The 22,080-nt window shown below is 60.5% G+C and carries 22 protein-coding genes; 9 read left to right on the forward strand and 13 right to left on the reverse strand.

Annotated elements, in window-relative coordinates; all coding sequences use genetic code 11:
• Window positions 1–16: 16 nt before the first annotated feature.
• The 3 genes from gmhB to glyQ are packed head-to-tail and all read right to left on the reverse strand — an operon-like array spanning window position 17 to window position 3,565.
• On the reverse strand, window positions 17–556 hold the full coding sequence (gmhB, locus tag J2X66_RS07690; protein ID WP_310263074.1) for a D-glycero-beta-D-manno-heptose 1,7-bisphosphate 7-phosphatase: 540 nt from the start codon (window positions 554–556) through the stop codon (window positions 17–19).
• A gap of 4 nt (window positions 557–560) precedes the next feature.
• The gene (glyS, locus tag J2X66_RS07695; protein ID WP_310262876.1) at window positions 561–2,615 is read right to left on the reverse strand and encodes a glycine--tRNA ligase subunit beta; all 2,055 of its coding nucleotides are present in this window, start codon (window positions 2,613–2,615) and stop codon (window positions 561–563) included.
• The gene (gene glyQ / locus J2X66_RS07700; protein ID WP_003213601.1) at window positions 2,612–3,565 is read right to left on the reverse strand and encodes a glycine--tRNA ligase subunit alpha; all 954 of its coding nucleotides are present in this window, start codon (window positions 3,563–3,565) and stop codon (window positions 2,612–2,614) included. Before glyQ ends, glyS begins: the two co-directional genes overlap by 4 nt.
• Window positions 3,566–3,646: 81 nt before the next feature.
• On the opposite strand from glyQ, the gene tag reads away from it, so the two are divergent.
• From tag to J2X66_RS07715, 3 genes are all read left to right on the forward strand, one after another.
• A complete protein-coding gene (gene tag / locus J2X66_RS07705) occupies window positions 3,647–4,204 on the forward strand; it encodes a DNA-3-methyladenine glycosylase I (RefSeq protein ID WP_310262879.1) in 558 nt (185 codons plus the stop codon).
• A 40-nt stretch (window positions 4,205–4,244) separates the two neighbouring features.
• Complete coding sequence (locus tag J2X66_RS07710; RefSeq protein WP_310262882.1) at window positions 4,245–5,132, forward strand: lysophospholipid acyltransferase; 888 nt, start codon at window positions 4,245–4,247, stop codon at window positions 5,130–5,132.
• A 72-nt stretch (window positions 5,133–5,204) separates the two neighbouring features.
• Entirely contained in the window at window positions 5,205–5,444 is a 240-nt protein-coding gene (locus tag J2X66_RS07715; RefSeq protein ID WP_310262885.1) for a PilZ domain-containing protein, read from the forward strand.
• Here J2X66_RS07715 and J2X66_RS07720 read toward each other — a convergent pair whose 3' ends face one another.
• The 5 genes from J2X66_RS07720 to def all read right to left on the reverse strand — a co-directional run bounded on the left by J2X66_RS07720 (window position 5,445) and on the right by def (window position 10,054).
• Window positions 5,445–5,762, reverse strand: coding sequence for a tetratricopeptide repeat protein (locus J2X66_RS07720; protein ID WP_310263076.1), 318 nt, complete (start codon window positions 5,760–5,762; stop codon window positions 5,445–5,447).
• Window positions 5,763–5,813: 51 nt separating this feature from the next.
• The gene (gene trkA, locus J2X66_RS07725; protein WP_027926193.1) at window positions 5,814–7,187 is read right to left on the reverse strand and encodes a Trk system potassium transporter TrkA; all 1,374 of its coding nucleotides are present in this window, start codon (window positions 7,185–7,187) and stop codon (window positions 5,814–5,816) included.
• Between the two features lie 22 nt (window positions 7,188–7,209).
• Complete coding sequence (rsmB, locus tag J2X66_RS07730; RefSeq protein ID WP_310262889.1) at window positions 7,210–8,520, reverse strand: 16S rRNA (cytosine(967)-C(5))-methyltransferase RsmB; 1,311 nt, start codon at window positions 8,518–8,520, stop codon at window positions 7,210–7,212.
• On the reverse strand, window positions 8,517–9,476 hold the full coding sequence (gene fmt, locus J2X66_RS07735; protein WP_310262891.1) for a methionyl-tRNA formyltransferase: 960 nt from the start codon (window positions 9,474–9,476) through the stop codon (window positions 8,517–8,519). Before fmt ends, rsmB begins: the two co-directional genes overlap by 4 nt.
• Before the next feature lie 71 nt (window positions 9,477–9,547).
• Window positions 9,548–10,054: a peptide deformylase gene (def, locus tag J2X66_RS07740; RefSeq protein WP_123433247.1), complete on the reverse strand. Its 507-nt coding sequence runs from the start codon at window positions 10,052–10,054 to the stop codon at window positions 9,548–9,550.
• Between the two features lie 168 nt (window positions 10,055–10,222).
• Here def and J2X66_RS07745 point away from each other — a divergent pair, with 168 nt between their 5' ends.
• The 3 genes from J2X66_RS07745 (at window position 10,223) to J2X66_RS07755 (ending at window position 13,041) form a co-directional block, all read left to right on the forward strand.
• Entirely contained in the window at window positions 10,223–11,248 is a 1,026-nt protein-coding gene (locus J2X66_RS07745) for a LysM domain-containing protein (protein ID WP_310262894.1), read from the forward strand.
• Between the two features lie 80 nt (window positions 11,249–11,328).
• The gene (gene dprA, locus J2X66_RS07750) at window positions 11,329–12,429 is read left to right on the forward strand and encodes a DNA-processing protein DprA (protein WP_310262897.1); all 1,101 of its coding nucleotides are present in this window, start codon (window positions 11,329–11,331) and stop codon (window positions 12,427–12,429) included.
• A 54-nt stretch (window positions 12,430–12,483) separates the two neighbouring features.
• A complete protein-coding gene (locus tag J2X66_RS07755) occupies window positions 12,484–13,041 on the forward strand; it encodes an L-threonylcarbamoyladenylate synthase (RefSeq protein ID WP_027926187.1) in 558 nt (185 codons plus the stop codon).
• Window positions 13,042–13,128: 87 nt separating this feature from the next.
• Here J2X66_RS07755 and J2X66_RS07760 read toward each other — a convergent pair whose 3' ends face one another.
• Window positions 13,129–14,106, reverse strand: a complete 978-nt coding sequence (locus J2X66_RS07760) for an NADPH:quinone reductase (RefSeq protein ID WP_310262900.1) — start codon at window positions 14,104–14,106, stop codon at window positions 13,129–13,131.
• A gap of 156 nt (window positions 14,107–14,262) precedes the next feature.
• Between J2X66_RS07760 and hemF the strand changes: the two genes are divergently transcribed.
• Together hemF and aroE are read left to right on the forward strand one after the other, a co-directional pair.
• Window positions 14,263–15,177 (forward strand): oxygen-dependent coproporphyrinogen oxidase, encoded by a 915-nt coding sequence (gene hemF / locus J2X66_RS07765; RefSeq protein WP_310262903.1) that lies wholly within the window; start codon window positions 14,263–14,265, stop codon window positions 15,175–15,177.
• 13 nt (window positions 15,178–15,190) lie between these two features.
• Window positions 15,191–16,012 carry a shikimate dehydrogenase gene (aroE, locus tag J2X66_RS07770; RefSeq protein WP_310262906.1) on the forward strand — a complete coding sequence of 274 codons (822 nt, stop codon included), beginning with the start codon at window positions 15,191–15,193 and terminating at the stop codon, window positions 16,010–16,012.
• A 113-nt stretch (window positions 16,013–16,125) separates the two neighbouring features.
• Here aroE and J2X66_RS07775 read toward each other — a convergent pair whose 3' ends face one another.
• From J2X66_RS07775 to betC, 3 genes are all read right to left on the reverse strand, one after another.
• A complete protein-coding gene (locus tag J2X66_RS07775; RefSeq protein ID WP_310262911.1) occupies window positions 16,126–17,694 on the reverse strand; it encodes a SulP family inorganic anion transporter in 1,569 nt (522 codons plus the stop codon).
• 155 nt (window positions 17,695–17,849) lie between these two features.
• Window positions 17,850–18,770 carry a choline ABC transporter substrate-binding protein gene (gene choX, locus J2X66_RS07780; protein WP_310262914.1) on the reverse strand — a complete coding sequence of 307 codons (921 nt, stop codon included), beginning with the start codon at window positions 18,768–18,770 and terminating at the stop codon, window positions 17,850–17,852.
• Window positions 18,771–18,786: 16 nt separating this feature from the next.
• Entirely contained in the window at window positions 18,787–20,301 is a 1,515-nt protein-coding gene (betC, locus tag J2X66_RS07785) for a choline-sulfatase (protein WP_310262917.1), read from the reverse strand.
• A gap of 114 nt (window positions 20,302–20,415) precedes the next feature.
• Here betC and J2X66_RS07790 point away from each other — a divergent pair, with 114 nt between their 5' ends.
• Window positions 20,416–21,366: a choline sulfate utilization transcriptional regulator gene (locus J2X66_RS07790; RefSeq protein ID WP_310262920.1), complete on the forward strand. Its 951-nt coding sequence runs from the start codon at window positions 20,416–20,418 to the stop codon at window positions 21,364–21,366.
• On the opposite strand, the gene J2X66_RS07795 is transcribed toward J2X66_RS07790, so the two are convergent.
• A complete protein-coding gene (locus J2X66_RS07795; protein WP_310262924.1) occupies window positions 21,353–22,024 on the reverse strand; it encodes an NAD(P)H-binding protein in 672 nt (223 codons plus the stop codon). The two genes, J2X66_RS07790 and J2X66_RS07795, sit on opposite strands and share 14 nt — an antisense overlap.
• Window positions 22,025–22,080: the final 56 nt, after the last annotated feature.

Consider the following 22,080-nt stretch of genomic DNA (forward strand, 5'->3'; position numbering starts at 1 on the left):
GAACAATCGAAACACTCTAATTGTGGATAAGTTCTGCGGCAATCGCCGCCAGATCGTCAAAAATCAAGGTGCCCACCGGAAGGGTTTTGCCCAAAGTCTTTTCGCCTTTCCCGGTCCTTACCAAAACTGGCTGAGAATCGACGGTTTTGGCGGCTTCCAGGTCACCAAGGCTGTCGCCGACGAACCAAAGATGGGTCAGCGACACGTTGTAATGCTCGGCGATGGTTTTCAGCATCCCGGGTTTCGGCTTGCGGCAATTGCAGCCGTCGTCCGGCCCGTGCGGGCAATAGACGATCAGGCCGACTTCACCGCCCTGCTCCGCCACCAGCGAGCGCAAGCGCTCGTGCATGGCGTCCAGGGTGGCGATGTCGTAATAGCCGCGAGCGATGCCCGACTGGTTGGTAGCGACCGCTACCGTCCAGCCGGCCTTGCTCAACTGCGCGATGGCTTCGATCGAACCGGGGAGTGGAATCCACTCCTCCACCGACTTGATGTAAGCGTCGGAGTCGTAATTGATCACCCCGTCGCGATCGAGAATCAGCAGTTTCAACAGCAGCCCCTTAGCTCAGCAGCGAAATATCAGCGACGCCGAGGAACAGGCCACGCAGACGCGCCAGCAACGCATAACGGTTGGCGCGGACCTTGGCATCTTCCGCGTTGACCATTACTGCTTCGAAGAACGCATCCACCGGCTCGCGCAAGGCGGCCAGGCGTGCCAGCGATTCGCTGTACTGACGCGCAGCGGCCATTGGCTGGACAGCCTGGTCTGCCTGCTGGATCGCCGAGTACAGGGAGAACTCGTTGGCATTGTCGAAGTACTTGGCTTCAACCACTGTCGGAACGGAGCCTTCGACCTTGCTCAGCAAGTTCGATACGCGTTTGTTCACCGCAGCGAGGGCTGCGGCTTCCGGCAATTTGCGGAAAGCTTCTACCGCTTGTACACGCTGGTCGAAGTCCAGTGCCGAACCCGGCTTCAGGGCACGCACCGACAGGTAAGTCGCAACGTCCACGCCTTCGTCTTCGTAACGGGCACGCAGACGGTCGAAGATGAACTCCAGCACCGCGTCGTTGAGGCCGGCGGCCTTGACCTTGGCACCGAACGCATTCACGGCGAAAGCCACGGCGTCGTTCAGGTCCAGATCGAGTTTTTTGTCGATCAGGATACGCAGCACGCCAAGTGCAGCACGGCGCAAGGCGTACGGGTCTTTGCTACCCGTTGGCAGCATGCCGATACCGAAAATACCCACCAGTGTGTCGAGCTTGTCGGCGATGGCCACGGCCGCACCGGTCAGGGTGGTCGGCAGTTCAGCACCGGCACCGCGCGGCATGTATTGCTCGTTCAGTGCCAGGGCGACCTCTTCCGGCTCGCCGTCGTTGAGGGCGTAGTAGTAACCGGCTACACCTTGCATCTCCGGGAACTCACCGACCATTTCGGTCGCCAGGTCGCACTTGGACAGCAGGCCGGCGCGGGAAGCCCATGCAGCGTTGCCGCCAATGCGTTGCGCGATGAACGCAGCGAGTTTGGAAACCCGCTCGGCCTTGTCGTAGACGCTGCCGAGTTTTTCCTGGAACACCACGTTTTGCAGGCGCAGGTTGAAGTCTTCGAGTTTCTGCTTCTTGTCTTGCTTGAAGAAGAACTCGGCGTCGGTCAGGCGTGGGCGAACCACTTTCTCGTTACCGGCGATGATCTGCTGCGGGTCTTTGCTTTCGATGTTGGCCACGGTGATGAAACGTGGCAGCAACTTGCCGTCGGCATCCAGCAGGCAGAAATACTTCTGGTTGTCCTGCATGGTGGTGATCAGTGCTTCTTGCGGCACATCGAGGAAACGCTCTTCGAACGAGCACACCAGCGGCACTGGCCATTCGACCAGCGCGGTCACTTCGTCGAGCAGCGCCGGCGGAACAATCGCCGTGCCTTCCTGACGGGTGGCCAGTTCTTCGGTGCGCTTGCTGATGATGTCGCGACGCTCGTTGGCATCGGCCAGGACGTAAGCGGCACGCAAGTCGGCCAGGTAATTGGCCGGCGAGGTGATGCGTACGTTTTCCGGATGATGGAAGCGGTGACCACGGGAATCACGGCCAGCCTTCTGGGCGAGGATGGTGCAATCGATGACTTCGTCACCGAGCAGCATCACCAGCCACTGGGTCGGACGAACGAATTCTTCCTTGCGAGCGCCCCAACGCATGCGTTTCGGGATCGGCAGGTCGTTCAGCGAATCTTCGACGATGGTCGGCAGCAGGCTCGCAGTCGGCTTGCCGGCGATGCTCTGGCTGTAACGCAGTTTCGGACCGCTCTGATCGATTTCGCTCAGCTCGACACCGCACTTCTTGGCAAAGCCCAGTGCAGCCTGAGTCGGGTTGCCTTCGGCATCGAACGCCGCCTGACGTGGCGGGCCATCGAGGTTGATGCTGCGATCCGGTTGCTGGGTGGCCAGCGACGTGATCAGCACGGCCAGGCGGCGCGGCGCGGCGTAGACGGTTTTGGTCTCGTAGTTCAGGCCGGCGGCTTGCAGGCCCTTGTCGATACCGGCGAGGAACGCCTCGGCCAGGGTGTTCAGGGCTTTGGGTGGCAGTTCTTCAGTGCCCAGTTCAACCAGAAAATCCAGAGCACTCATTGTGCAGCCTCCAGCTTGGCCAGTACTTCATCACGCAGGTCCGGGGTCGCCATCGGGAAGCCCAGCTTGGCGCGAGCCAGCAGGTAGGCTTGCGCAACGGAACGCGCCAGGGTGCGCACACGCAGAATGTATTGCTGACGCGCAGTCACCGAGATTGCCCGGCGCGCATCCAGCAGGTTAAAGGTATGGGAGGCCTTCAGCACCATTTCGTAGCTCGGCAACGGCAGCGGCTGGTCGAGTTCGATCAGGCGCTTGGCTTCGCTTTCATAGAAGTCGAACAGTTCGAACAGCTTCTCGACGTTGGCGTGTTCAAAGTTGTAGGTCGACTGCTCCACTTCGTTCTGGTGGAACACATCGCCGTAGGTCACTTTGCCGAACGGACCGTCAGCCCAGACCAGGTCGTAGACCGAGTCCACGCCTTGCAGGTACATGGCCAGACGCTCAAGACCGTAAGTGATCTCGCCGGTCACCGGGTAGCACTCGATGCCGCCCGCTTGCTGGAAGTAAGTGAACTGCGTCACTTCCATGCCATTGAGCCAGACTTCCCAACCCAGGCCCCAGGCGCCCAGGGTCGGCGATTCCCAGTTGTCTTCGACGAAGCGGATGTCGTGGACCAACGGGTCCAGGCCAACGTGCTTGAGGGAGCCCAGGTACAGTTCCTGGAAGTTGTCCGGGTTCGGCTTCAACACCACCTGGAACTGGTAGTAGTGCTGCAGACGGTTCGGGTTTTCGCCGTAGCGGCCGTCAGTCGGGCGACGACTGGGCTGCACATAAGCGGCGTTCCAGGTTTCCGGGCCAATGGCACGCAGGAATGTGGCAGTGTGGAAAGTGCCGGCGCCTACTTCCATATCGTAGGGCTGAAGTACCACACAACCTTGCTCGGCCCAGTATTGCTGGAGCGCGAGGATCAAGTCTTGGAAGGTACGCACGGCTGGCGTAGGCTGGCTCACGAAATTCACCTGTTTCTTGGGCTGCGATTTAAAGAGCGGGAGTATACCCGATTCATTGCTGCGCACGCCCCCTGGAGCCTTATGCCACGCTGCTTTTGGTGTTCCGAAGATCCGCTGTACATGGCTTATCACGACCAGGAGTGGGGCACGCCGCTACGCGATGCGCAGGGATTGTTCGAGTTGCTTTTGCTCGAAGGGTTCCAGGCCGGCCTCTCATGGATCACGGTCTTGCGTAAACGTGAGCGTTATCGCGAGGTGCTGTTCGGCTTCGACGTACAGCGGGTGGCGCAAATGAGCGACGCGGAAATCGATGAATTGATGCTCGATCCGGGCATCATCCGCAACCGCCTCAAACTCAATGCCGCCCGGCGCAATGCCCAGGCCTGGCTGGCGCTGGAGGACCCGGTGGCGTTTCTCTGGTCCTTCGTGGGCGGCACGCCGGTGATCAATCATTTCAAGGATCGCACCGAAGTCCCGGCGGTCACGCCAGTGGCGATAGAGATGAGCAAAGGTCTGAAAAAGGCCGGCTTCACGTTCGTCGGGCCGACCATTTGCTACGCGCTGATGCAGGCCTCGGGGATGGTCATGGACCACACCCAGGATTGCGATCGCTACGCGACCTTGGCGAACGGCGGTTAGAATAGCCGCCTCGCGCACAGCACAAAATCAGGAGTGACCTGTGGATAAGTTTAAAGGCGCCTTGCTGGTAGGCGCTCTGCGGCTGTTTGCCCTGCTCCCGTGGCGGGCCGTGCAAGCCGTGGGCTCGGCGATTGGCTGGGTCATGTGGAAAACCCCGAACCGTTCCCGCGACGTGGTGCGGATCAACCTCGCCAAGTGTTTCCCCGAGATGAACCCGGCCGAGCGTGAGCGTCTGGTCGGCCAGAGCCTGAAAGACATCGGCAAGTCCCTGACCGAAAGCGCCTGCGCCTGGATCTGGCCGGCCCAGCGTTCCATCGACCTGGTGCGCGAAGTCGAAGGCCTCGACGTCTTGAAGGACGCCCTCGCCTCTGGGAAAGGGGTTGTGGGTATCACCAGTCACCTGGGTAATTGGGAAGTGCTGAACCACTTCTATTGCAGCCAGTGCAAACCGATCATTTTCTACCGGCCACCGAAGTTGAAGGCTGTGGATGATTTGCTGCGTAAACAGCGAGTGCAATTGGGCAACCGGGTGGCCGCTTCCACCAAGGAAGGCATCCTCAGCGTCATCAAGGAAGTGCGCAAAGGTGGTGCAGTGGGCATTCCCGCTGACCCGGAACCGGCCGAATCCGCCGGGATCTTTGTGCCCTTCTTCGCCACCCAGGCCCTGACCAGCAAGTTCGTGCCGAACATGCTCGCCGGCGGCAAAGCGGTCGGCGTGTTCCTGCATGCCCTGCGCTTGCCGGACGGTTCGGGGTACAAGGTGATCCTGGAAGCGGCGCCAGAGGCCATGTACAGCACCGATACCGAGACGTCCTGCGCGGCCATGAGCCAAGTGGTCGAGCGTTATGTGCGGGCGTACCCCAGCCAATACATGTGGAGCATGAAGCGCTTCAAGAAGCGTCCACCGGGTGAAGAACGCTGGTATTGAGTACGTTGGCATGATCTGTGGATAATTCTGGGGCCAGGGTTATCCACAGCTGTTCATTAAAGGGCGCAGCAGATGTCCGAACACCGCAAATCGTTTCGCATCAAGATCAGCCATGAAAGCTTCGGCGAATGCCTGGGCCAGACGCGCAACCTGTCGACCACGGGTGTCTACGTCAAGCATCCGCGCCTGACGTCGTTGCCCAAAGGCGCGGTGGTGTATGGACAGGTGCAAGACTTACCCACAGGTGCGCCGCGTGTGCGCATGGAAGTGATTCAGGTCGATGCCGACGGGATAGGCCTGCGCTACCTCTGATCAGTGAGCGTTGCGCTCGAGTTTCTTCAGAAACACCGTCATTTCCTTCTCTGCCTGCTTGTCGCCATGGGCGCGGGCGGCTTCCAGACCTTGTTCCCATGCCTGCCGGGCTGCCGCGAAATCTTCCTGCGCCAGATGGGCCTTGCCCAACAGCTTCCAGGCCGCTGAATACTTCGGATCGAATTCGACACAGTGCTGGAAATGCTCGGCCGCCTTGGCGTTTTCCCCAAGATCCAGATAACCCTTACCCAGGCCGAAGCGCAGCAATGAGTTATCCACACCCTTGGCGAGCATTTTTTCCAGGGATTCGAGCATCAGTGTTTTCCCTCAGTCAGTGATCGTTCCCACGCAGAGCGCAGGAGAGATCAGTTAGAAAAAGCTCAATCCCACGTGAAACAGCTTCTCCACATCCCGAATATGCTTTTTATCCACAAGGAACAAAATCACATGGTCCCCCGTTTCGATCACCGTGTCGTCATGCGCAATGATCACTTCCTCGTCACGAATAATCGCGCCAATCGTCGTTCCCGGTGGCAGACCAATATTCTCGATCGCCTTGCCAATCACCTTGCTCGACTTTGCATCACCATGGGCAATCGCCTCAATGGCTTCTGCCGCGCCCCGGCGCAATGAGTGCACGCTGACGATATCGCCACGGCGCACGTGGGCCAGCAAGGTGCCGATGGTCGCCAGTTGCGGGCTGATGGCGATGTCGATGTCGCCGCCCTGAATCAAATCAACGTACGCCGGGTTGTTGATGATCGTCATCACCTTCTTCGCGCCCAGGCGCTTGGCCAGCAGCGAGGACATGATGTTGGCTTCGTCATCGTTGGTCAGGGCGAGGAAGATATCTGCGTCGGCGATGTTCTCTTCCATCAACAAATCGCGGTCGGACGCACTGCCCTGCAACACCACGGTGCTGTCGAGGGTGTCCGAGAGATGGCGGCAGCGGGCCGGGTTCATCTCGATGATCTTCACTTGATAACGGCTTTCGATTGCCTCGGCCAGGCGCTCACCGATCTGCCCGCCGCCGGCAATGACGATGCGCTTGTAGGTTTCATCCAGCCGGCGCATTTCGCTCATCACCGCGCGGATATTGTCCTTGGCGGCGATGAAAAACACTTCGTCGTCGGCCTCGATGACCGTGTCACCCTGGGGCAGAATCGGCCGGTCACGGCGGAAAATCGCGGCGACCCGGGTTTCGACATTCGGCATGTGTTCGCGCAATTGCCGCAGCTGCTGACCTACCAGCGGCCCGCCGTAATACGCCTTTACCGCGACCAGTTGCGCTTTGCCTTCGGCGAAGTCGATCACCTGCAAGGCGCCCGGATGCTGAATCAGGCGCTTGATGTAGTTGGTGACTACTTGTTCCGGGCTGATCAGCACATCCACCGGGATCGCGTCGTTATCGAACAATTCCGAGCGCGTGAGGTACGCCGCTTCGCGCACGCGAGCGATTTTGGTCGGTGTGTGGAACAGCGTGTGGGCGACCTGACAGGCCACCATGTTGGTTTCGTCGCTGTTGGTCACGGCCACCAGCATGTCGGCGTCGTCTGCGCCGGCCTGGCGTAGCACTGTCGGCAGTGAGCCGCGACCATGCACAGTGCGGATGTCCAGTCGATCACCGAGGTCGCGCAGGCGATCGCCATCGGTGTCGACCACGGTGATGTCGTTGGCTTCGCTGGCCAAGTGCTCGGCCAGCGAACCGCCGACCTGCCCTGCACCGAGGATGATGATTTTCATCCAGTCACTCCATTAAAACCGTTTAACCGCGCGCGGCGGCAATCTTGATCAGCTTGGCGTAGTAGAACCCATCGTGCCCGCCTTCCTGGGCCAGCAATTGGCGACCGTGAGGTTGCTTGATGCCGGCCGCCGTGGCGAGGTCCAGCTCACGGGCGCCCGGCGTGCGGGCGAGGAAAGCTTCGATGACTTCGGTGTTTTCGGTCGGCAGCGTCGAGCAGGTGGCGTAAAGCAGGATGCCGCCGACTTCCAGGGTTATCCACAGGGCGTCGAGCAATTCGCCTTGCAGCACGGCGAGGGCGGCGATGTCGTCGGGTTGGCGGGTCAGCTTGATGTCCGGGTGACGACGGATGACCCCAGTCGCCGAGCACGGCGCATCCAGCAGGATGCGCTGGAATGGTTTGCCGTCCCACCAGGCCTGGGTGTCGCGACCATCGGCGGCGATCAGCTCGGCACTGAGGCCCAGACGCGCCAGGTTTTCGCGCACCCGCACCAGACGTTTGGCTTCCAGGTCCACCGCGACGACGCCGGCCAGTTTTGGCTCGGCTTCGAGGATGTGGCAGGTCTTGCCGCCCGGTGCGCAGCAGGCGTCCAGCACCCGTTGGCCTGGCGCCAGATCGAGGAGGTCGGCGGCCAGTTGCGCCGCCTCGTCCTGCACGCTGATCCAGCCTTCGGCGAAGCCCGGCAGGCTGCGCACGTCGGCGGCGGCTTCGAGGATGATGCCGTCCTGACTGTAGACGCACGGCGTCGCGGCGAGTCCGGCTTCGGTCAGCAAACCGAGGTAAGCGTCGCGAGTGTGATGGCGACGGTTGACCCGCAGGATCATCGGCGGGTGCGCATTGTTCGCCGCGCAAATGGCTTCCCATTGTTCAGGCCAGAATGCCTTCAGGGATTTTTGCAGCCAGCGCGGGTGGGCTGTGCGCACCACAGGGTCGTGCTCCAACTCGGCCAGCAGCGCTTCGCTTTCACGCTGGGCACGGCGCAACACGGCGTTGAGCAAAGCTTTGGCCCAAGGCTTTTTCAGTTTGTCGGCACAACCGACTGTTTCACCGATGGCGGCGTGGGCCGGAACGCGGGTGTAGAGCAGTTGATAAAGGCCGACCAGCAACAGCGCTTCGACGTCCGCATCGGCAGCCTTGAAGGGCTTTTGCAGCAGTTTGGCCTCCAGCGCCGACAAGCGTGGCTGCCAGCGCGCGGTGCCGAACGCCAGGTCTTGAGTGAAGCCACGATCGCGGTCTTCAACCTTGTCCAATTGTGTCGGCAGAGAACTGTTGAGCGAGGCTTTTCCGTTCAGAACAGCGGCAAGTGCCTTGGCGGCGGCCAGACGCGGGTTCATTGAGCGTCCACCGTTTGACCGAGCACAGTGCCGACGGCGAATTTCTCTTTGCGGCTGTTGAACAGATCGCTGAAGTTCAGCGCCTTGCCGCCGGGCAATTGCAGGCGGGTCAGGCACAGCGCTTGCTCACCGCAAGCGACGAGCAAGCCGTCCTTGCTGGCGCTGAGGATTTCGCCTGGCGCGCCCTTCCCTTCGGCGAGCCTCGCAGCCAGCACTTTCAGCGCTTCGCCGTTCAGCGTGCTGTGGGTAATCGGCCATGGATTGAAGGCCCGAACCAGACGTTCCAGCTCAACCGCCGGGCGAGTCCAGTCGATGCGTGCTTCATCCTTGTTCAATTTATGAGCATAAGTGGCGAGGCTGTCGTCCTGCACTTCGCCTTCCAGCGTGCCAGCGGCGAGGCCGGCTATCGCCTGAATCACGGCCGGTGGGCCCATCTCTGCCAGCCGATCATGCAGGCTGCCACCGGTGTCGTCAGCGCTGATCGGCGTGGTGACTTTGAGCAGCATTGGCCCGGTGTCGAGGCCCAGTTCCATGCGCATCACGGTCACGCCGCTTTCGCTGTCGCCCGCTTCGACGGCGCGCTGGATCGGCGCCGCACCGCGCCAGCGTGGCAGCAAGGAGGCGTGGCTGTTGATGCAGCCCAAACGCGGAATATCCAGCACCACTTGCGGCAAGATCAGGCCGTAGGCGACCACCACCAGCAAATCCGGCTTGAGCGCAGCCAGTTCAGCCTGAGTGTCTTCGTTGCGCAGGGTTGGCGGTTGCAGCACCGGGATGTTGTTTTCCAGAGCCAACTGCTTGACCGGACTCGGCATCAACTTTTGCCCACGGCCCGCCGGACGGTCCGGCTGGGTGTAGACCGCGACGATCTCGTAAGGGCTGTCGAGCAGGGCCTTGAGGTGTTCGGCGGCGAATTCCGGGGTGCCGGCAAAGACGATGCGCAGTGGCTCAGTCATGTAAAACTCTCAATTACAAAGCAGTCGCAAAAGAAAAAGGCTTGCCGCAGCAAGCCTTTGAAAGGAGGGCATCAAGCGTTCTGGCGATGGAGCTTTTCCAGCTTCTTCTTGATTCGGTCGCGTTTGAGGCTGGACAGGTAGTCGACGAACAATTTGCCATTCAGGTGGTCGCATTCATGCTGGATGCACACGGCGAGCAGGCCTTCGGCGATCAGTTCGTAAGGCTGGCCGTCGCGGTCCAGGGCCTTGATCCTGACCTTCTGCGGGCGATCGACGTTTTCGTAGAAACCCGGCACCGAGAGGCAGCCTTCCTGGTATTGCTCCATCTCGTCGGTCAGGGTCTCGAACTCGGGGTTGATGAACACCCGTGGTTCGCTGCGGTCTTCGGAGAGGTCCATCACCACGATACGTTTGTGCACGTTGACCTGGGTCGCGGCGAGGCCGATGCCTGGCGCTTCATACATTGTTTCAAACATGTCATCGACCAACTGACGCACTTCGTCGTCCACTACGGCCACAGGTTTGGCGATAGTGCGCAGGCGCGAGTCGGGGAATTCGAGGATGTCTAAAATGGCCATAAGCTTGATTGCTGCACATGTGAGGAAAGTCGGGTCGATGGCCTGGCGGGTCCGAAGATGCAGGCTACCGTTGTAAAACGTAGCTCCCTTTTCTTAGTAAAGCACGGGGAGCGAGCCACGAAGGCTCTGGCGTTTTACGCGAACGCACATAATAAAGGGATTCACCGCATGAGGAAATCACTACTCGCCTTGCTCCTTCTGGCTTCGGCCGGTGTGGCGCACGGGCAAGTGCAACTCAAGGAAGGTTTTCCACAGCAATACACAGTGGTTGCGGGGGACACACTCTGGGACATTTCCGGTAAATACCTGCGCCAGCCGTGGCAATGGCCCGAGCTGTGGCAGGCCAATCCGCAAATCGAAAACCCCAATCTCATCTACCCCGGCGATTTGCTGTCGCTGGTCTACGTCAACGGCCAGCCGCGCCTGACCCTCAATCGCGGTGCATCGCGCGGCACGATCAAGCTTTCGCCTCGTGTGCGCAGTTCGCCGGTGGCCGAAGCCATCCCGAGCATTCCGCTGCGTTCGATCAATAGCTTTTTGCTGAGTAACCGCATCGTCGACAAGGTCGAGGATTTCAACGAGGCGCCTTACATCGTCGCCGGCGATGCCGAACGCGTGCTGAGTGGCACTGGAGACCGCATCTTCGCGCGGGGGCATTTCGATCCGGATCAGCCGGTTTACGGGATCTTCCGTCAGGGCAAGGTCTACACCGACCCCGAGACGAAGGAGTTTTTGGGGATCAACGCCGACGACATTGGTGGCGGAGAAATTGTTGCCACTGAAGGCGATGTCGCCACCCTCGCCTTGCAGCGCACCACCCAGGAAGTGCGCCTCGGCGACCGCTTGTTCAGCGGCGAAGAACGCTCGATCAACTCGACCTTCATGCCCAGCGCGCCGAAAACACCGGTTAACGGGCTGATCATCGATGTGCCGCGCGGCGTGACGCAGATTGGCGCGCTGGATGTGGTCACGCTGAACAAGGGGCAACGTGATGGCCTCGTCGAAGGCAACGTGCTGGTGGTGATGAAAACCGGCGAAACCGTGCGCGACCGGATCACTGGCCAGCCGCTGAAGATCCCCGATGAGCGGGCCGGACTGCTGATGGTTTTCCGCACCTACGACAAGCTCAGCTACGGGCTGGTGCTCAACGCTTCGCGCTCGTTGGCCGTGATGGACAAGGTGCGAAATCCGTAAGCAGGCTCCACAAGTTACCAACAGAGTTATCCACAGCTTATTCCCGTTTGAACGGGGCCCATAACGATCAAGGATGATCCATGTCGCTGCCTGCCGTTACACCCGTTTCCCCCGCGGAACTGGAAGCTCGTTTACGTTTGCACCGTTTACCGGAACTCGGCCCGACGCGATTCAAGAAGCTGCTTGAAGCCTTCGGTTCGGCGTCCAAAGCCATTAGCGCGCCGGCCAGTGCCTGGCGTTCGCTGGGCTTGCCCTTGGCGTGCGCCGAGGCTCGCCGCGTCAACGAAGTGCGCGATGGCGCCAGCCACGCATTGGCCTGGCTAGAGCGTCCGGGCCAGCATTTACTGATGTGGGACCAGCCTGACTATCCGGCGCTGCTGGCGGAAATCAGCGACGCGCCGCCGCTGTTGTTCGTGGCGGGCGATCCGGGGATTCTGGAAAAACCGCAACTGGCGATGGTCGGCAGTCGCCGCGCTTCACGGCCGGGCATGGACACCGCTGCCGCATTCTCACGCAGTCTGGCCGGCGCCGGTTTCGTCATCACCAGCGGTCTGGCACTGGGCATTGATGCGGCCGCGCATCAAGCCGCGCTGGATGTGGGCGGGCGAACGGTCGGTGTACTTGGCACGGGACTTGAAAAGTTTTATCCACAGCGCAATCGACGACTGGCCGACGCCATGATTGCGTCGGGCAGTGCGGTGCTTTCGGAGTTCCCGCTGGACGCCGGCCCCACCGCCAGCAACTTCCCCCGGCGCAATCGAATCATCAGCGGTTTGTCGCTTGGTGTGCTGGTGGTTGAAGCCAGCGTGGCGAGTGGTTCGTTGATCACCGCGAGGCTGGCGGCGGAGCAAGGTCGGGAGGTGTATGCGATTCCTGGATCGATCCATCATCCCGGCGCCAAGGGTTGTCATCAGTTGATCCGTGACGGCGCGATGCTGGTGGAAACTATCGAACATATCCTCGAAGCCTTGCGCGGCTGGCAACAGTTGCCGTTGTCCACCGAGACACCTTCGGTGACTCACCCATTGCTCATGCTGTTGCACGCGGCCCCGCACACCAGCGAAGCGTTGTCCGTCACCAGCGGCTGGGCCTTGCCCAAAGTGCTGGCGGCGCTGACCGAGCTGGAAATGGAGGGCCGCGCCGTTTGCGAAAGCGGGCGCTGGTTTGCGCGGGTGAGCTAGGTTTTATAAGGAAGATCGGTAAACTGCGCAGAGCCTTATTCCGGAGAGTTTTTCATGGTCAACAGTTGGCGTGTGCAACAAGCCGCGCAAGCCGTTCGCGCAGGGGCGGTGATTGCCTATCCAACCGAAGCGGTCTGGGGGCTGGGTTGCGACCCGTGGGACGAAGAAGCGGTGGAGCGTCTGCTGATGCTCAAGGGTCGGTCTGTGGGTAAGGGGCTGATTTTGGTTGCCGACAATATCCGGCAGTTCGACTTCCTCTTCGAAGACTTCCCGGAACTGTGGATGGACCGCATGGCCAGCACGTGGCCGGGACCGAACACCTGGCTGGTGCCGCATCAGAACCTGCTGCCGCAGTGGATCACCGGGGTGCATGAAACCGTGGCGTTGCGGGTCAGCGATCATCCGCTGGTGCGGGATTTGTGCGCCATTGTCGGGCCGCTGGTGTCGACCTCGGCCAATCCACAAGGACGGCCGGCGGCGCGCACGCGGATCCGCGTGGAGCAGTATTTCCGTGGTCAGCTGGATTTGGTGTTGGGCGGGAACCTGGGGGGGCGCAAGAATCCGAGCGTCATTCGGGATCTGGCGACCGGCCACGTTGTGCGTCAGGGCTGATACCGCGTTATCGCTCATCGCGGGCAAGCCCGGCCCCCACAGATTTCGGTGATCCCTGTGGAGCCGGGCTTGCCCGCGATGAGGCCCTCAAGGCAACAGAACAGTCGAGCCGGTAGTCCGTCGTGCCGACAACTCGGTCTGCGCCTTCGCCGCATCAGCCAGCGGATACGTGTGACTGATGTCCACGTGCAGCTTTGCGCTGATGATCATCTCAAACAACTCATCCGCCATCCGCTGCAGGTTCTCGGCATTGTTGGCGTAACTCCCCAGCGTCGGCCGGGTTACGTACAGCGAACCCTTCGCCGCCAGTATTCCCAGGTTCACCCCGTCCACCGCACCTGACGCATTGCCAAAGCTCACCACCAACCCGCGAGGCGCTGCGCTATCGAGCGACGTCAGCCACGTGTCTTTGCCCACGCCGTCGTACACCACCGGCACCTTCTTCCCGTCGGTCAATTCCAGTACGCGTTGTGCGACGTTTTCATGGCTGTAGTCGATGGTCGCCCAGGCACCGTTGGCCTTGGCCAGTGCGGCTTTTTCCGGCGAGCTGACCGTGCCGATCAACTTCACGCCCAGCGCCCTGGCCCATTGGCAGGCCAGGGAACCGACACCCCCGGCGGCGGCGTGGAACAGCACGGTTTCGCCCCCCTTGAGTTCATAGGTCTGACGCAACAGGTACTGCACGGTCAGGCCCTTGAGCATCACCCCGGCCGCCGTTTCGAAGCTGATCGCCTCCGGCAGCAGCACCAGATTGGCCTCGGGCAAGACGTGAACGTCGCTGTAAGCGCCCAACGGGCCGCTGCCGTAAGCCACGCGGTCACCGACCTTGAAGCGGGTCACTTCGCTGCCCACCGCTTCGACGATGCCCGCGCCTTCCGATCCCAGACCCGATGGCAGGGCGGGTGGTGGATAGAGGCCGCTGCGGTAATAGGTGTCGATGAAGTTCAGGCCGATGGCCTTGTTGGCGACGCGGACCTGCTGTGGGCCGGGCTCTGCGGGTTGGTAATCGACGTACTCGAGCACTTCGGGGCCGCCATGGGCGCGGAACTGGATTCGCTTTGCCATCAGAACTCTCCTTAGGTCATTTGCCAAGCGCCCTATCGGACTCCTAACCCTGATCTTCGTCAACTGCGGTGGAGCAAGGTGCAGTGTTATCCTACGCAGCAATTTGCCGCCGGCCATCGATGCGCCGCGCAGCTTTGCCCGATTCAAGGTGATGACATGACAACCCGCACCGAGGCCGTAAAAGCCTACCTGCTCGACCTGCAAGACCGTATTTGCGCGGCCCTCGAAGCCGAAGACGGCGGCACACGCTTCGTCGAAGACGCCTGGATCCGGCCTGCCGGCGGTGGCGGTCGCACGCGAGTGATCGAAAACGGCGCAGTGATCGAAAAGGGTGGCGTCAACTTTTCCCACGTCTTTGGCAGCGGTCTCCCACCCTCCGCCAGCGCCCATCGGCCAGAATTGGCCGGCCGGGGCTTCGAAGCCCTCGGCGTGTCGCTGGTGATTCACCCGCACAACCCCCATGTGCCGACTTCCCACGCCAACGTGCGCTTTTTCATCGCTGAAAAAGAAGGTGAAGAACCGGTCTGGTGGTTCGGCGGCGGTTTCGACCTGACCCCTTATTACGGCAATGAAGCAGACTGCGTGCACTGGCACCGCGTTGCCGAGCAGGCGTGTACGCCGTTCGGGCCGGACGTCTATTCGCGCTACAAAGCCTGGTGCGACAGCTATTTCCACATCAAGCATCGCCACGAGCCGCGCGGCATCGGTGGCCTGTTCTTTGATGATTTGAACGAGTGGGACTTTGACACCAGCTTCGCGTTCATGCGCGCCATCGGCGACGCGTACATCGACGCGTACCTGCCAATCGTGCAGCGCCGCAAGCACGATGCGTTCACCGCCAAGCAGCGTGAATTCCAGGAATTTCGCCGTGGCCGTTACGTCGAATTCAACCTGGTCTACGACCGTGGCACCTTGTTCGGCCTGCAATCGGGCGGGCGTACCGAGTCGATCCTGATGTCGCTGCCGCCGCAAGTGCGCTGGAGCTACGACTGGAAAGCCGAACCGGGCAGCGAAGAAGCGCGCTTGACCGAGTATTTCCTGCAAGACCGCGATTGGTTGGCCGAGGCCTGAACGAGGAGTTCTGATGGACCGTTACGTCGTATTCGGTAACCCGATTGGCCACAGCAAGTCGCCGCTGATCCACCGCTTGTTTGCCGAGCAGACCGCTCAGCAACTGGACTACAGCACCTCGCTGGCGCCGCTCGACGATTTTTCCGACTTCGCCCGGGCGTTTTTCCGTGAAGGTCGCGGCGCCAATGTGACGGTGCCGTTCAAGGAAGACGCCTTTCGCCTGGCCGACAGCCTGACGGAGCGTGCGCAACGAGCTGGTGCGGTGAACACCTTGAGCAAACTCGCCGATGGCAGCCTGCTGGGGGATAACACCGACGGCGCCGGGCTGGTGCGCGATTTGACGGTCAACGCCGGTTTCAGCCTCAAGGGCAAACGTATCCTGCTGCTCGGCGCGGGCGGCGCGGTTCGTGGTGCGTTGGAACCCTTACTGGCCGAGCAACCGGCCTCGGTGATCATCGCCAACCGTACGGTGGAAAAAGCTGAGTTGCTGGCGGAATTGTTCGCGGACCTGGGGCCGGTGTCGGCCAGTGGGTTCGATTGGTTGAAGGAATCGGTGGACCTGATCATCAACGCGACGTCGGCGAGCCTGTCCGGTGATGTGCCGCCGATTGCCGTCAGCTTGATCGAACCGGGCAAGACCGTTTGCTACGACATGATGTATGGCAAGGAGCCGACTTCGTTCTGCCGTTGGGCCACGGAACAGGGCGCGGCGGTGTCGATGGATGGTTTGGGCATGCTCGCGGAGCAAGCGGCAGAAGCCTTCTTCCTGTGGCGCGGCGTGCGCCCGGATACGGCGCCGGTACTGGCCGAACTGCGCCGTCAGCTGACACTGTAATCAGTGTAAGAGTGAGCCTGCTCGCGATGGCAGAGTGTCAGGCGCCATCAATGTTTGAATGTACCGGCCAATCGCGAGCAGGCTCTCTTACAAGGGATCGCCGCGAAGTCGGATCAATCCTCAAACCGGATCGGGCACTTCTGCGCCCCTTCCAGCTTTCTCAGCTCCTCCACCACCTGCGGCCTCGCCCGCCGCAGCGTCAGGCTGCGATCTTGCTTAAGCAGTCGCCGCGCTTCCTGATGCAACATCTCCACCCCTGAATAATCGATGAAGTTGATCTGCTGCGCCTCGATCACAACGCGCGCACCGTGCAGGCGTTGCAGGCGCACTTGCAGGTAATGGCTGGCGCCGAAGAAGATCGAACCACCCACCCGCAAAATATCTTCATCCCCTTCGCGCGAATGCTGGACTCGCGGTTGTGAGGTGCGCTTGAGGTAGAAGAACAATGAAGCGAGCACCCCGGCATAAATCGCCGTTTGCAACTCCAGCAGCAACGTGGCGACACAGGTCAGCGCCATCACCACGAATTCCGCGTGGCTGACGCGCAACAGCGCCCGTATGCCGCGATGGTCGACCAGCCCCCAGGCGATCAGCAGAATGCTGCCGGCCATGGCCGGGATCGGGATGTGAGCGATTAAGCCTGCACCGAAGATCGCGAACAGTGCGACCCACACGGCCGAGAACACCCCGGCCATTGGTGAGCAGGCACCGGCTTCATAACTCAAACCCGAACGTGTGAAGGATCCGGCTGACAGCGAGCCGGAAAAAAGCGCGCCGACGATGTTCGACAGGCCTTGGGCGCGGACTTCCTGATTAGCGTCGAGCAATTGCTGCGAGCGGGCCGACAACGAGCGGGCAATCGACAGGCTGGTCACCAATCCCAGCATGCCCACCGCCACCGCGCTTGGCAGCAGGCGCAGGATCAAGTCCAGATCCAGCGGCACCGGGCTGAACGGCGGCAAGCGCCCGACAAAGGCGCTGACCAACTTCACATGGCCGAACATCGATGGCCACAGCCACACCACCAGCCCGCCGAGGACCAGCGTGATCAACAGGGTCGGCCAGCGAGGCAGCAACATCTTCAACACCACGCCGACGACGACCGTCGCCAGTCCCAGTGCGAACGACGGTTTATCCAAAGCACCGAGGTGTTTGAACAGCGTCAGGAAGCTATCCAGCGCCGTGGCCTGGCTGGGCAAATCCAGCCCCATCAAGTTCGGCAACTGCCCGATGGCAATTACCACCGCCGCGCCGAGGGTGAAACCCAACACCACCGAATGCGAGACGAAATTCACCAAGGCACCGAACCGCAGCATGCCGAGCAGCCATTGGAAAATACCGGCCAGGAGCGTCAGCAGCAGGATCAGCGTGATGTAGTCCTGTGACGCGGGGACGGCCAGCGGACTGACGCTGGCGAACAGGACAATGGAAATCGCTGCCGTAGGACCGCAGATCAAATGCCACGACGAACCCCACAGGCACGCGATCAACACCGGGATGATCGCGGCATACAAGCCGTATTCCGGTGGGAGACCGGCGATCAGTGCGTAGGCAATGGACTGCGGCAACGCAAGAATCGCCCCGCTGAGGCCGACGATCAGGTCGCGTCCGACGCTCGCGCGGGTTTGCCGGGGCAACCAACTGAGGAAGGGAAAGAGTGAATGGCGGCTGGGGAAGGCCATGGGTCCTCTCGGATGGGGTTTTGGCGCAAGGGTAGCAGGACGCAAGCCTAATGTTCCCTTTGTGGGTGCGAGCCTGCTCGCGAATGCGGAGTGTCAGTCGACATAATTGTCGGATCTGACGGCCCCTTCGCGAGCAGGCTCGCTCCCACATGGGTTTAGAGTTTGGCTTTGACCGCTGGCAACGCATCTTTGCCATCGGCTGTCTTCACGCCCTCCAGCCACTTGTCCAGCACTGCCGGGTTGGCCTTGATCCATGCTTTGGCTGCATCCGCATTGCTGACTTTCTTGTTCACCACCTCGGCCATGATGCTGTTCTCCATGTCCTGGGTGAAACTCAGGTTGGTCAGCAGTTTGCCCACATTCGGACAAGCTTCGGCGTAGCCCTTGCGGGTCAGGGTATGCACGCTGCCGGTGTCACCGAAGTACTTCTCGCCGCCCTTCAGGTAATGCATTTTCAGCTGCACGTTCATCGGGTGCGGGGTCCAGCCGAGGAAGGTCACGAATTTCTGTTTTTTTACTGCGCGAGACACTTCGGCCAACATCGCCTGCTCGCTGGACTCGACCAGCTTCCACTGGCCCATGTCGAAGTCGTTTTTCTTGATGATTTCCTGCAACGAGATGTTCGCTGGCGCGCCCGAGCCAATGCCGTAGATCTTCTTGTCGAACTTGTCGGCAAATTTGTTCAGGTCGGCAAAGTTATGCACACCCGCGTCCCACACATAGTCGGGAACGGCGAGGGTGAACTCGGTGCCATCTAGGTTCTTCGCCAACTGTGTGACATCGCCGGTGGCCACGAACTTGTCGTAGAAGCCCTGCTGCGCCGGCATCCAGTTACCCAGGAACACGTCGACCTGGCCATCCTTCAACCCGCCGAAGGTAATCGGCACCGCGAGAGTGTCGACCTTGGCCTTGTAGCCCATGCCGTCCAGCAGAAACCCGGTGATGGCGTTGGTCGCGGCGATGTCGCTCCAGCCAGGGTCGGCCATTTTCACCGTCTCGCAGCTTTGATCGGCAAAGGCCGATGCGCTGCCCAGAGCCAAAAGCCCGACCGTCAGTACTGTGGATAACTTTTGCATGGACTTCCCCTTAACATTATTGGTTTTGGCAGGGTTGTGGATAACGTGCTTTGCGCTCCAGATCATCGAGGTCGATGTGGTTGCGCATGTACTGCTGACTGGCGTCCACCAGCGGCTGGTGATCCCAGCTCTTCAGCTTGCCGATGGTCAACGCCTCGGCAACGAAACGACGGCGCCGCTGGCTGGCGAGCACTTGTTGGTGAATCGCCGGGATGTTCCATTTGGCGCGTGCTTCGGCCAGAAATTCTTCGAAAAGCTGAAGATATTGCGGCGATTGGCTGAGTTCTTCCTGTTCGCGCGGGTCATTGTGTACGTCGAAGAGTAGGCAGGGATCATCTTCGCTGTAGATGAATTTGTAAGCGCCGCGACGGATCATCATCACCGGGCTGATGGTGCCTTCGGCCATGTATTCGCCGAACACTTCGTCATGACCGCCCTGCCCTTGCAGGTGCGAAACCAGCGAACGACCGTCCAGCGGCAAGCCAGGCTCCAGCGAGCCGCCGGCCAGTTCCACGAAGGTCGGCAGCAGGTCGGCGGTGGAAACGGCGGCGCTGACCCGCCCAGCCCCGAACTGCCCCGGCGCACTTATCAACAGGGGCACACGGGCGGCCATTTCGTACCAGTGCATTTTGTACCAGAGTCCGCGCTCGCCGAGCATGTCGCCATGGTCGCCAGAGAATACGATGATGGTGTCGTCAATCAGACCGGTTTCCTCGAGTGTTTGCAGGAGTTTGCCGACGTTGCTGTCGATATAGCTGCACGCACCGAAGTAGGCACGGCGCGCATCGCGAATCTTATCCACAGGCAGCGGTTTATCCCACAGGTCGTAAACCTTGAGCAAACGCTGGGAGTGCGGATCGAGTGCAGTCTGTGCCGGGGCTTCAGGCAACGGAATGTCGGCATCGTCGTACATGTCCCAGAAAGCCTTGGGAATCGTGTACGGGTCGTGCGGATGTGTCATCGAAACGGTCAGGCAAAACGGCTGGTCGCCGTCCTCACGAATGTGATCGAACAGGTACTGCTGGGCCTTGAACACCACCTCTTCGTCAAAATCCAGCTGATTAGTGCGCACGCACGGCCCGGCTTGCAGTACCGACGACATGTTGTGATACCAGGTCGGACGCACATCCGGCTCATCCCAATTCACGGCCCAACCGTAGTCTGCCGGGTAGATGTCGCTGGTCAGGCGTTCTTCGTAGCCGTGGAGTTGGTCCGGGCCGCAAAAATGCATCTTGCCGGACAGTGCAGTGCGGTAGCCGAGGCGACGCAGGTAATGGGCGTAGGTCGGTACATCAGCGGGGAAATCGGCCGCGTTATCGTAAGCGCCGATCTTGCTCGGCAATTGACCGCTGACCAGGGTAAAGCGCGACGGCGCGCATAGGGGGCTGTTGCAATAAGCCGCGTCGAACACCACGCCTTCGGCGGCGAGGCGGCTCAAATTCGGTAGTTTGATGGGCGAAGGGCCGTAGAACGGCAACATTGGTGCGGCCATTTGATCGGCCATGATGAAAAGAATGTTCTTGCGCTTCATGTGATCGCGGCATTCCATAGTGAATATTTATGCGAGAGTGCTGCGATCGAGCATGTTACCCATGCACTTTGTGGTAAAGCCCATGCCAGGCAATGACTAGGATTAGCCCAGCTTATGTATGACGCCCTTGGTGATCTATCGCTCGACCTGCTTCGTGCCTTCGAAGCTGCCGCCCGTCATCGCAGCTTTACCGCGGCGGCGGTGGAGCTTGGCACCACGCAGCCGGCGGTGAGTCAGCAGATCAAGCGATTGGAGGAGCAACTCGCCACGCGGTTGTTTGACCGCATTTATCGCGGGATTGAATTGACAGAAGCCGGGAATATTCTTTTTGACCAAGTTCAACTCGGTTTACAGAATATCGACGCGGGATTGAGCGCGATCAGCGCACAGCAGCAACATGAGGTGCTGCAAGTCGCGACCGACTTTGCGTTCGCGGCGTATTGGCTGATGCCGCGTCTGCACCGTTTTCACAAAGCCAATCCACAGGTGGACGTCAGCCTGGTCACCAGTGAACGCAGCCACAACATGCTGCGCACCGATATTGATGTGGCTGTGTTGTTTGGCGACGGACGCTTCAAGCAAGGTGAAAGCCATTGGCTGTTCAGCGAAGAAGTGTTTCCAGTGTGCAGCCCGTTGTTGCTCAAGGATCGTTCCCTGCCCTTGTCTGCACGGTCGTTGCTGGAGTTTCCGCTGCTTCATTTAAGGGGTGAAAACAGCAGTAACTGGTTCGACTGGAGCGGTGTGTTTCGCGAGTTGGGGATAACGTCGGCACCCGCACCGGGGCAGTTGCGCTTCGACAATTACACGCTATTGATTCAAGCGGCGATTGGCGGACAAGGCGTAGCGATTGGCTGGCGGCACCTTGTGGATAACTTGCTGGCGCAGGATTTGTTGTGTCGGCCGATTGCCGAGACGGTAATTTCCAGGCTGGGTTATTACGTGGTCCTGCCCCAGCGAAAACGGCGCGGGGCATTGATTCAACAATTTGTGGACTGGTTGATGGAGGAACAGGCCAGTAGCGCGCAATCGCTTAATGGCCTGCCATTGCCCTCTATTGCTGTTTAGTTTGAGCCGCGATGAAATTCACGTGTTCGCCAACGTGCAGGTTCAGCCTTAGCTCATCGGCAATCCCGACGGCCACGCGGTTCAACCGCTGAAGGGGTTCGGCCAACCCCGGTTCGAGGCTGCTGCTGACATGGCTGAAGTGCTCGATTGTCAGGCCGGCAACGCCGCGCGGTGCATTGACCAATGTCCAGTGCAATGTACTGTTTTGCAGCGCTTCGCGGATTTCTTCGGCGGCGTGGCGCTGCAATCGATCGTCTATTTCCGGATCGTCCAGCAATTCAAAATCACCCACCAGAAACAACCGCGCAATGCCTGCTGCCTGCATGCCCTCGATCAACGCATCCACGGCAAGCACTTGCTCGACCGGACCGGGCACGATGGTTTTTTCGACGTATTCGCTGTTGAACGGCAATCCTGGCGCGTCCAGTAAACAGATCACGGCTGAGCACCCCGCCACGCTTTGTTTCACGCGCTCTGCTTCAAACAGGTCGCCGGTTTTTGTGCGCAGGCCCGGGCGTGGCGCCAGCGCCGTCAGGTCGTCCAGAATGGCGATCACTTCATGTTGGCGCCGCAGCATTTCAGCCATCAGCGCACTGCCCAGGCTACTCATGGCACCATAAAGCACCACTTTTACCACTGGGGTTTCGGCATTTTTCATGGCTGAAGTTCCTTGTTTCCTGCATATATGGGGTGTGACCTGTAGGAAGCGGTGAG

The sequence above is a fragment of the Pseudomonas sp. 3296 genome (genome assembly GCF_031456615.1).
Taxonomy (GTDB): Bacteria; Pseudomonadota; Gammaproteobacteria; order Pseudomonadales; family Pseudomonadaceae; genus Aquipseudomonas; species Aquipseudomonas mucoides.

Bases quoted from the DNA above. Each gene is read 5' to 3' on its own strand.
- betC (WP_310262917.1), bottom strand. From the start codon at position 20,301: ATGAAGCGCAAGAACATTCTTTTCATCATGGCCGATCAAATGGCCGCA.
- hemF (WP_310262903.1), top strand. From the start codon at position 14,263: ATGACAACCCGCACCGAGGCCGTAAAAGCCTACCTGCTCGACCTGCAA.
- J2X66_RS07745 (WP_310262894.1), top strand. From the start codon at position 10,223: ATGAGGAAATCACTACTCGCCTTGCTCCTTCTGGCTTCGGCCGGTGTG.
- J2X66_RS07755 (WP_027926187.1), top strand. From the start codon at position 12,484: ATGGTCAACAGTTGGCGTGTGCAACAAGCCGCGCAAGCCGTTCGCGCA.
- choX (WP_310262914.1), bottom strand. From the start codon at position 18,770: ATGCAAAAGTTATCCACAGTACTGACGGTCGGGCTTTTGGCTCTGGGC.
- aroE (WP_310262906.1), top strand. From the start codon at position 15,191: ATGGACCGTTACGTCGTATTCGGTAACCCGATTGGCCACAGCAAGTCG.
- fmt (WP_310262891.1), bottom strand. From the start codon at position 9,476: ATGACTGAGCCACTGCGCATCGTCTTTGCCGGCACCCCGGAATTCGCC.
- trkA (WP_027926193.1), bottom strand. From the start codon at position 7,187: ATGAAAATCATCATCCTCGGTGCAGGGCAGGTCGGCGGTTCGCTGGCC.
- J2X66_RS07795 (WP_310262924.1), bottom strand. From the start codon at position 22,024: ATGAAAAATGCCGAAACCCCAGTGGTAAAAGTGGTGCTTTATGGTGCC.
- def (WP_123433247.1), bottom strand. From the start codon at position 10,054: ATGGCCATTTTAGACATCCTCGAATTCCCCGACTCGCGCCTGCGCACT.
- J2X66_RS07760 (WP_310262900.1), bottom strand. From the start codon at position 14,106: ATGGCAAAGCGAATCCAGTTCCGCGCCCATGGCGGCCCCGAAGTGCTC.
- glyS (WP_310262876.1), bottom strand. From the start codon at position 2,615: ATGAGTGCTCTGGATTTTCTGGTTGAACTGGGCACTGAAGAACTGCCA.
- tag (WP_310262879.1), top strand. From the start codon at position 3,647: ATGCCACGCTGCTTTTGGTGTTCCGAAGATCCGCTGTACATGGCTTAT.
- J2X66_RS07775 (WP_310262911.1), bottom strand. From the start codon at position 17,694: ATGGCCTTCCCCAGCCGCCATTCACTCTTTCCCTTCCTCAGTTGGTTG.
- dprA (WP_310262897.1), top strand. From the start codon at position 11,329: ATGTCGCTGCCTGCCGTTACACCCGTTTCCCCCGCGGAACTGGAAGCT.
- rsmB (WP_310262889.1), bottom strand. From the start codon at position 8,520: ATGAACCCGCGTCTGGCCGCCGCCAAGGCACTTGCCGCTGTTCTGAAC.
- J2X66_RS07790 (WP_310262920.1), top strand. From the start codon at position 20,416: ATGTATGACGCCCTTGGTGATCTATCGCTCGACCTGCTTCGTGCCTTC.
- J2X66_RS07715 (WP_310262885.1), top strand. From the start codon at position 5,205: ATGTCCGAACACCGCAAATCGTTTCGCATCAAGATCAGCCATGAAAGC.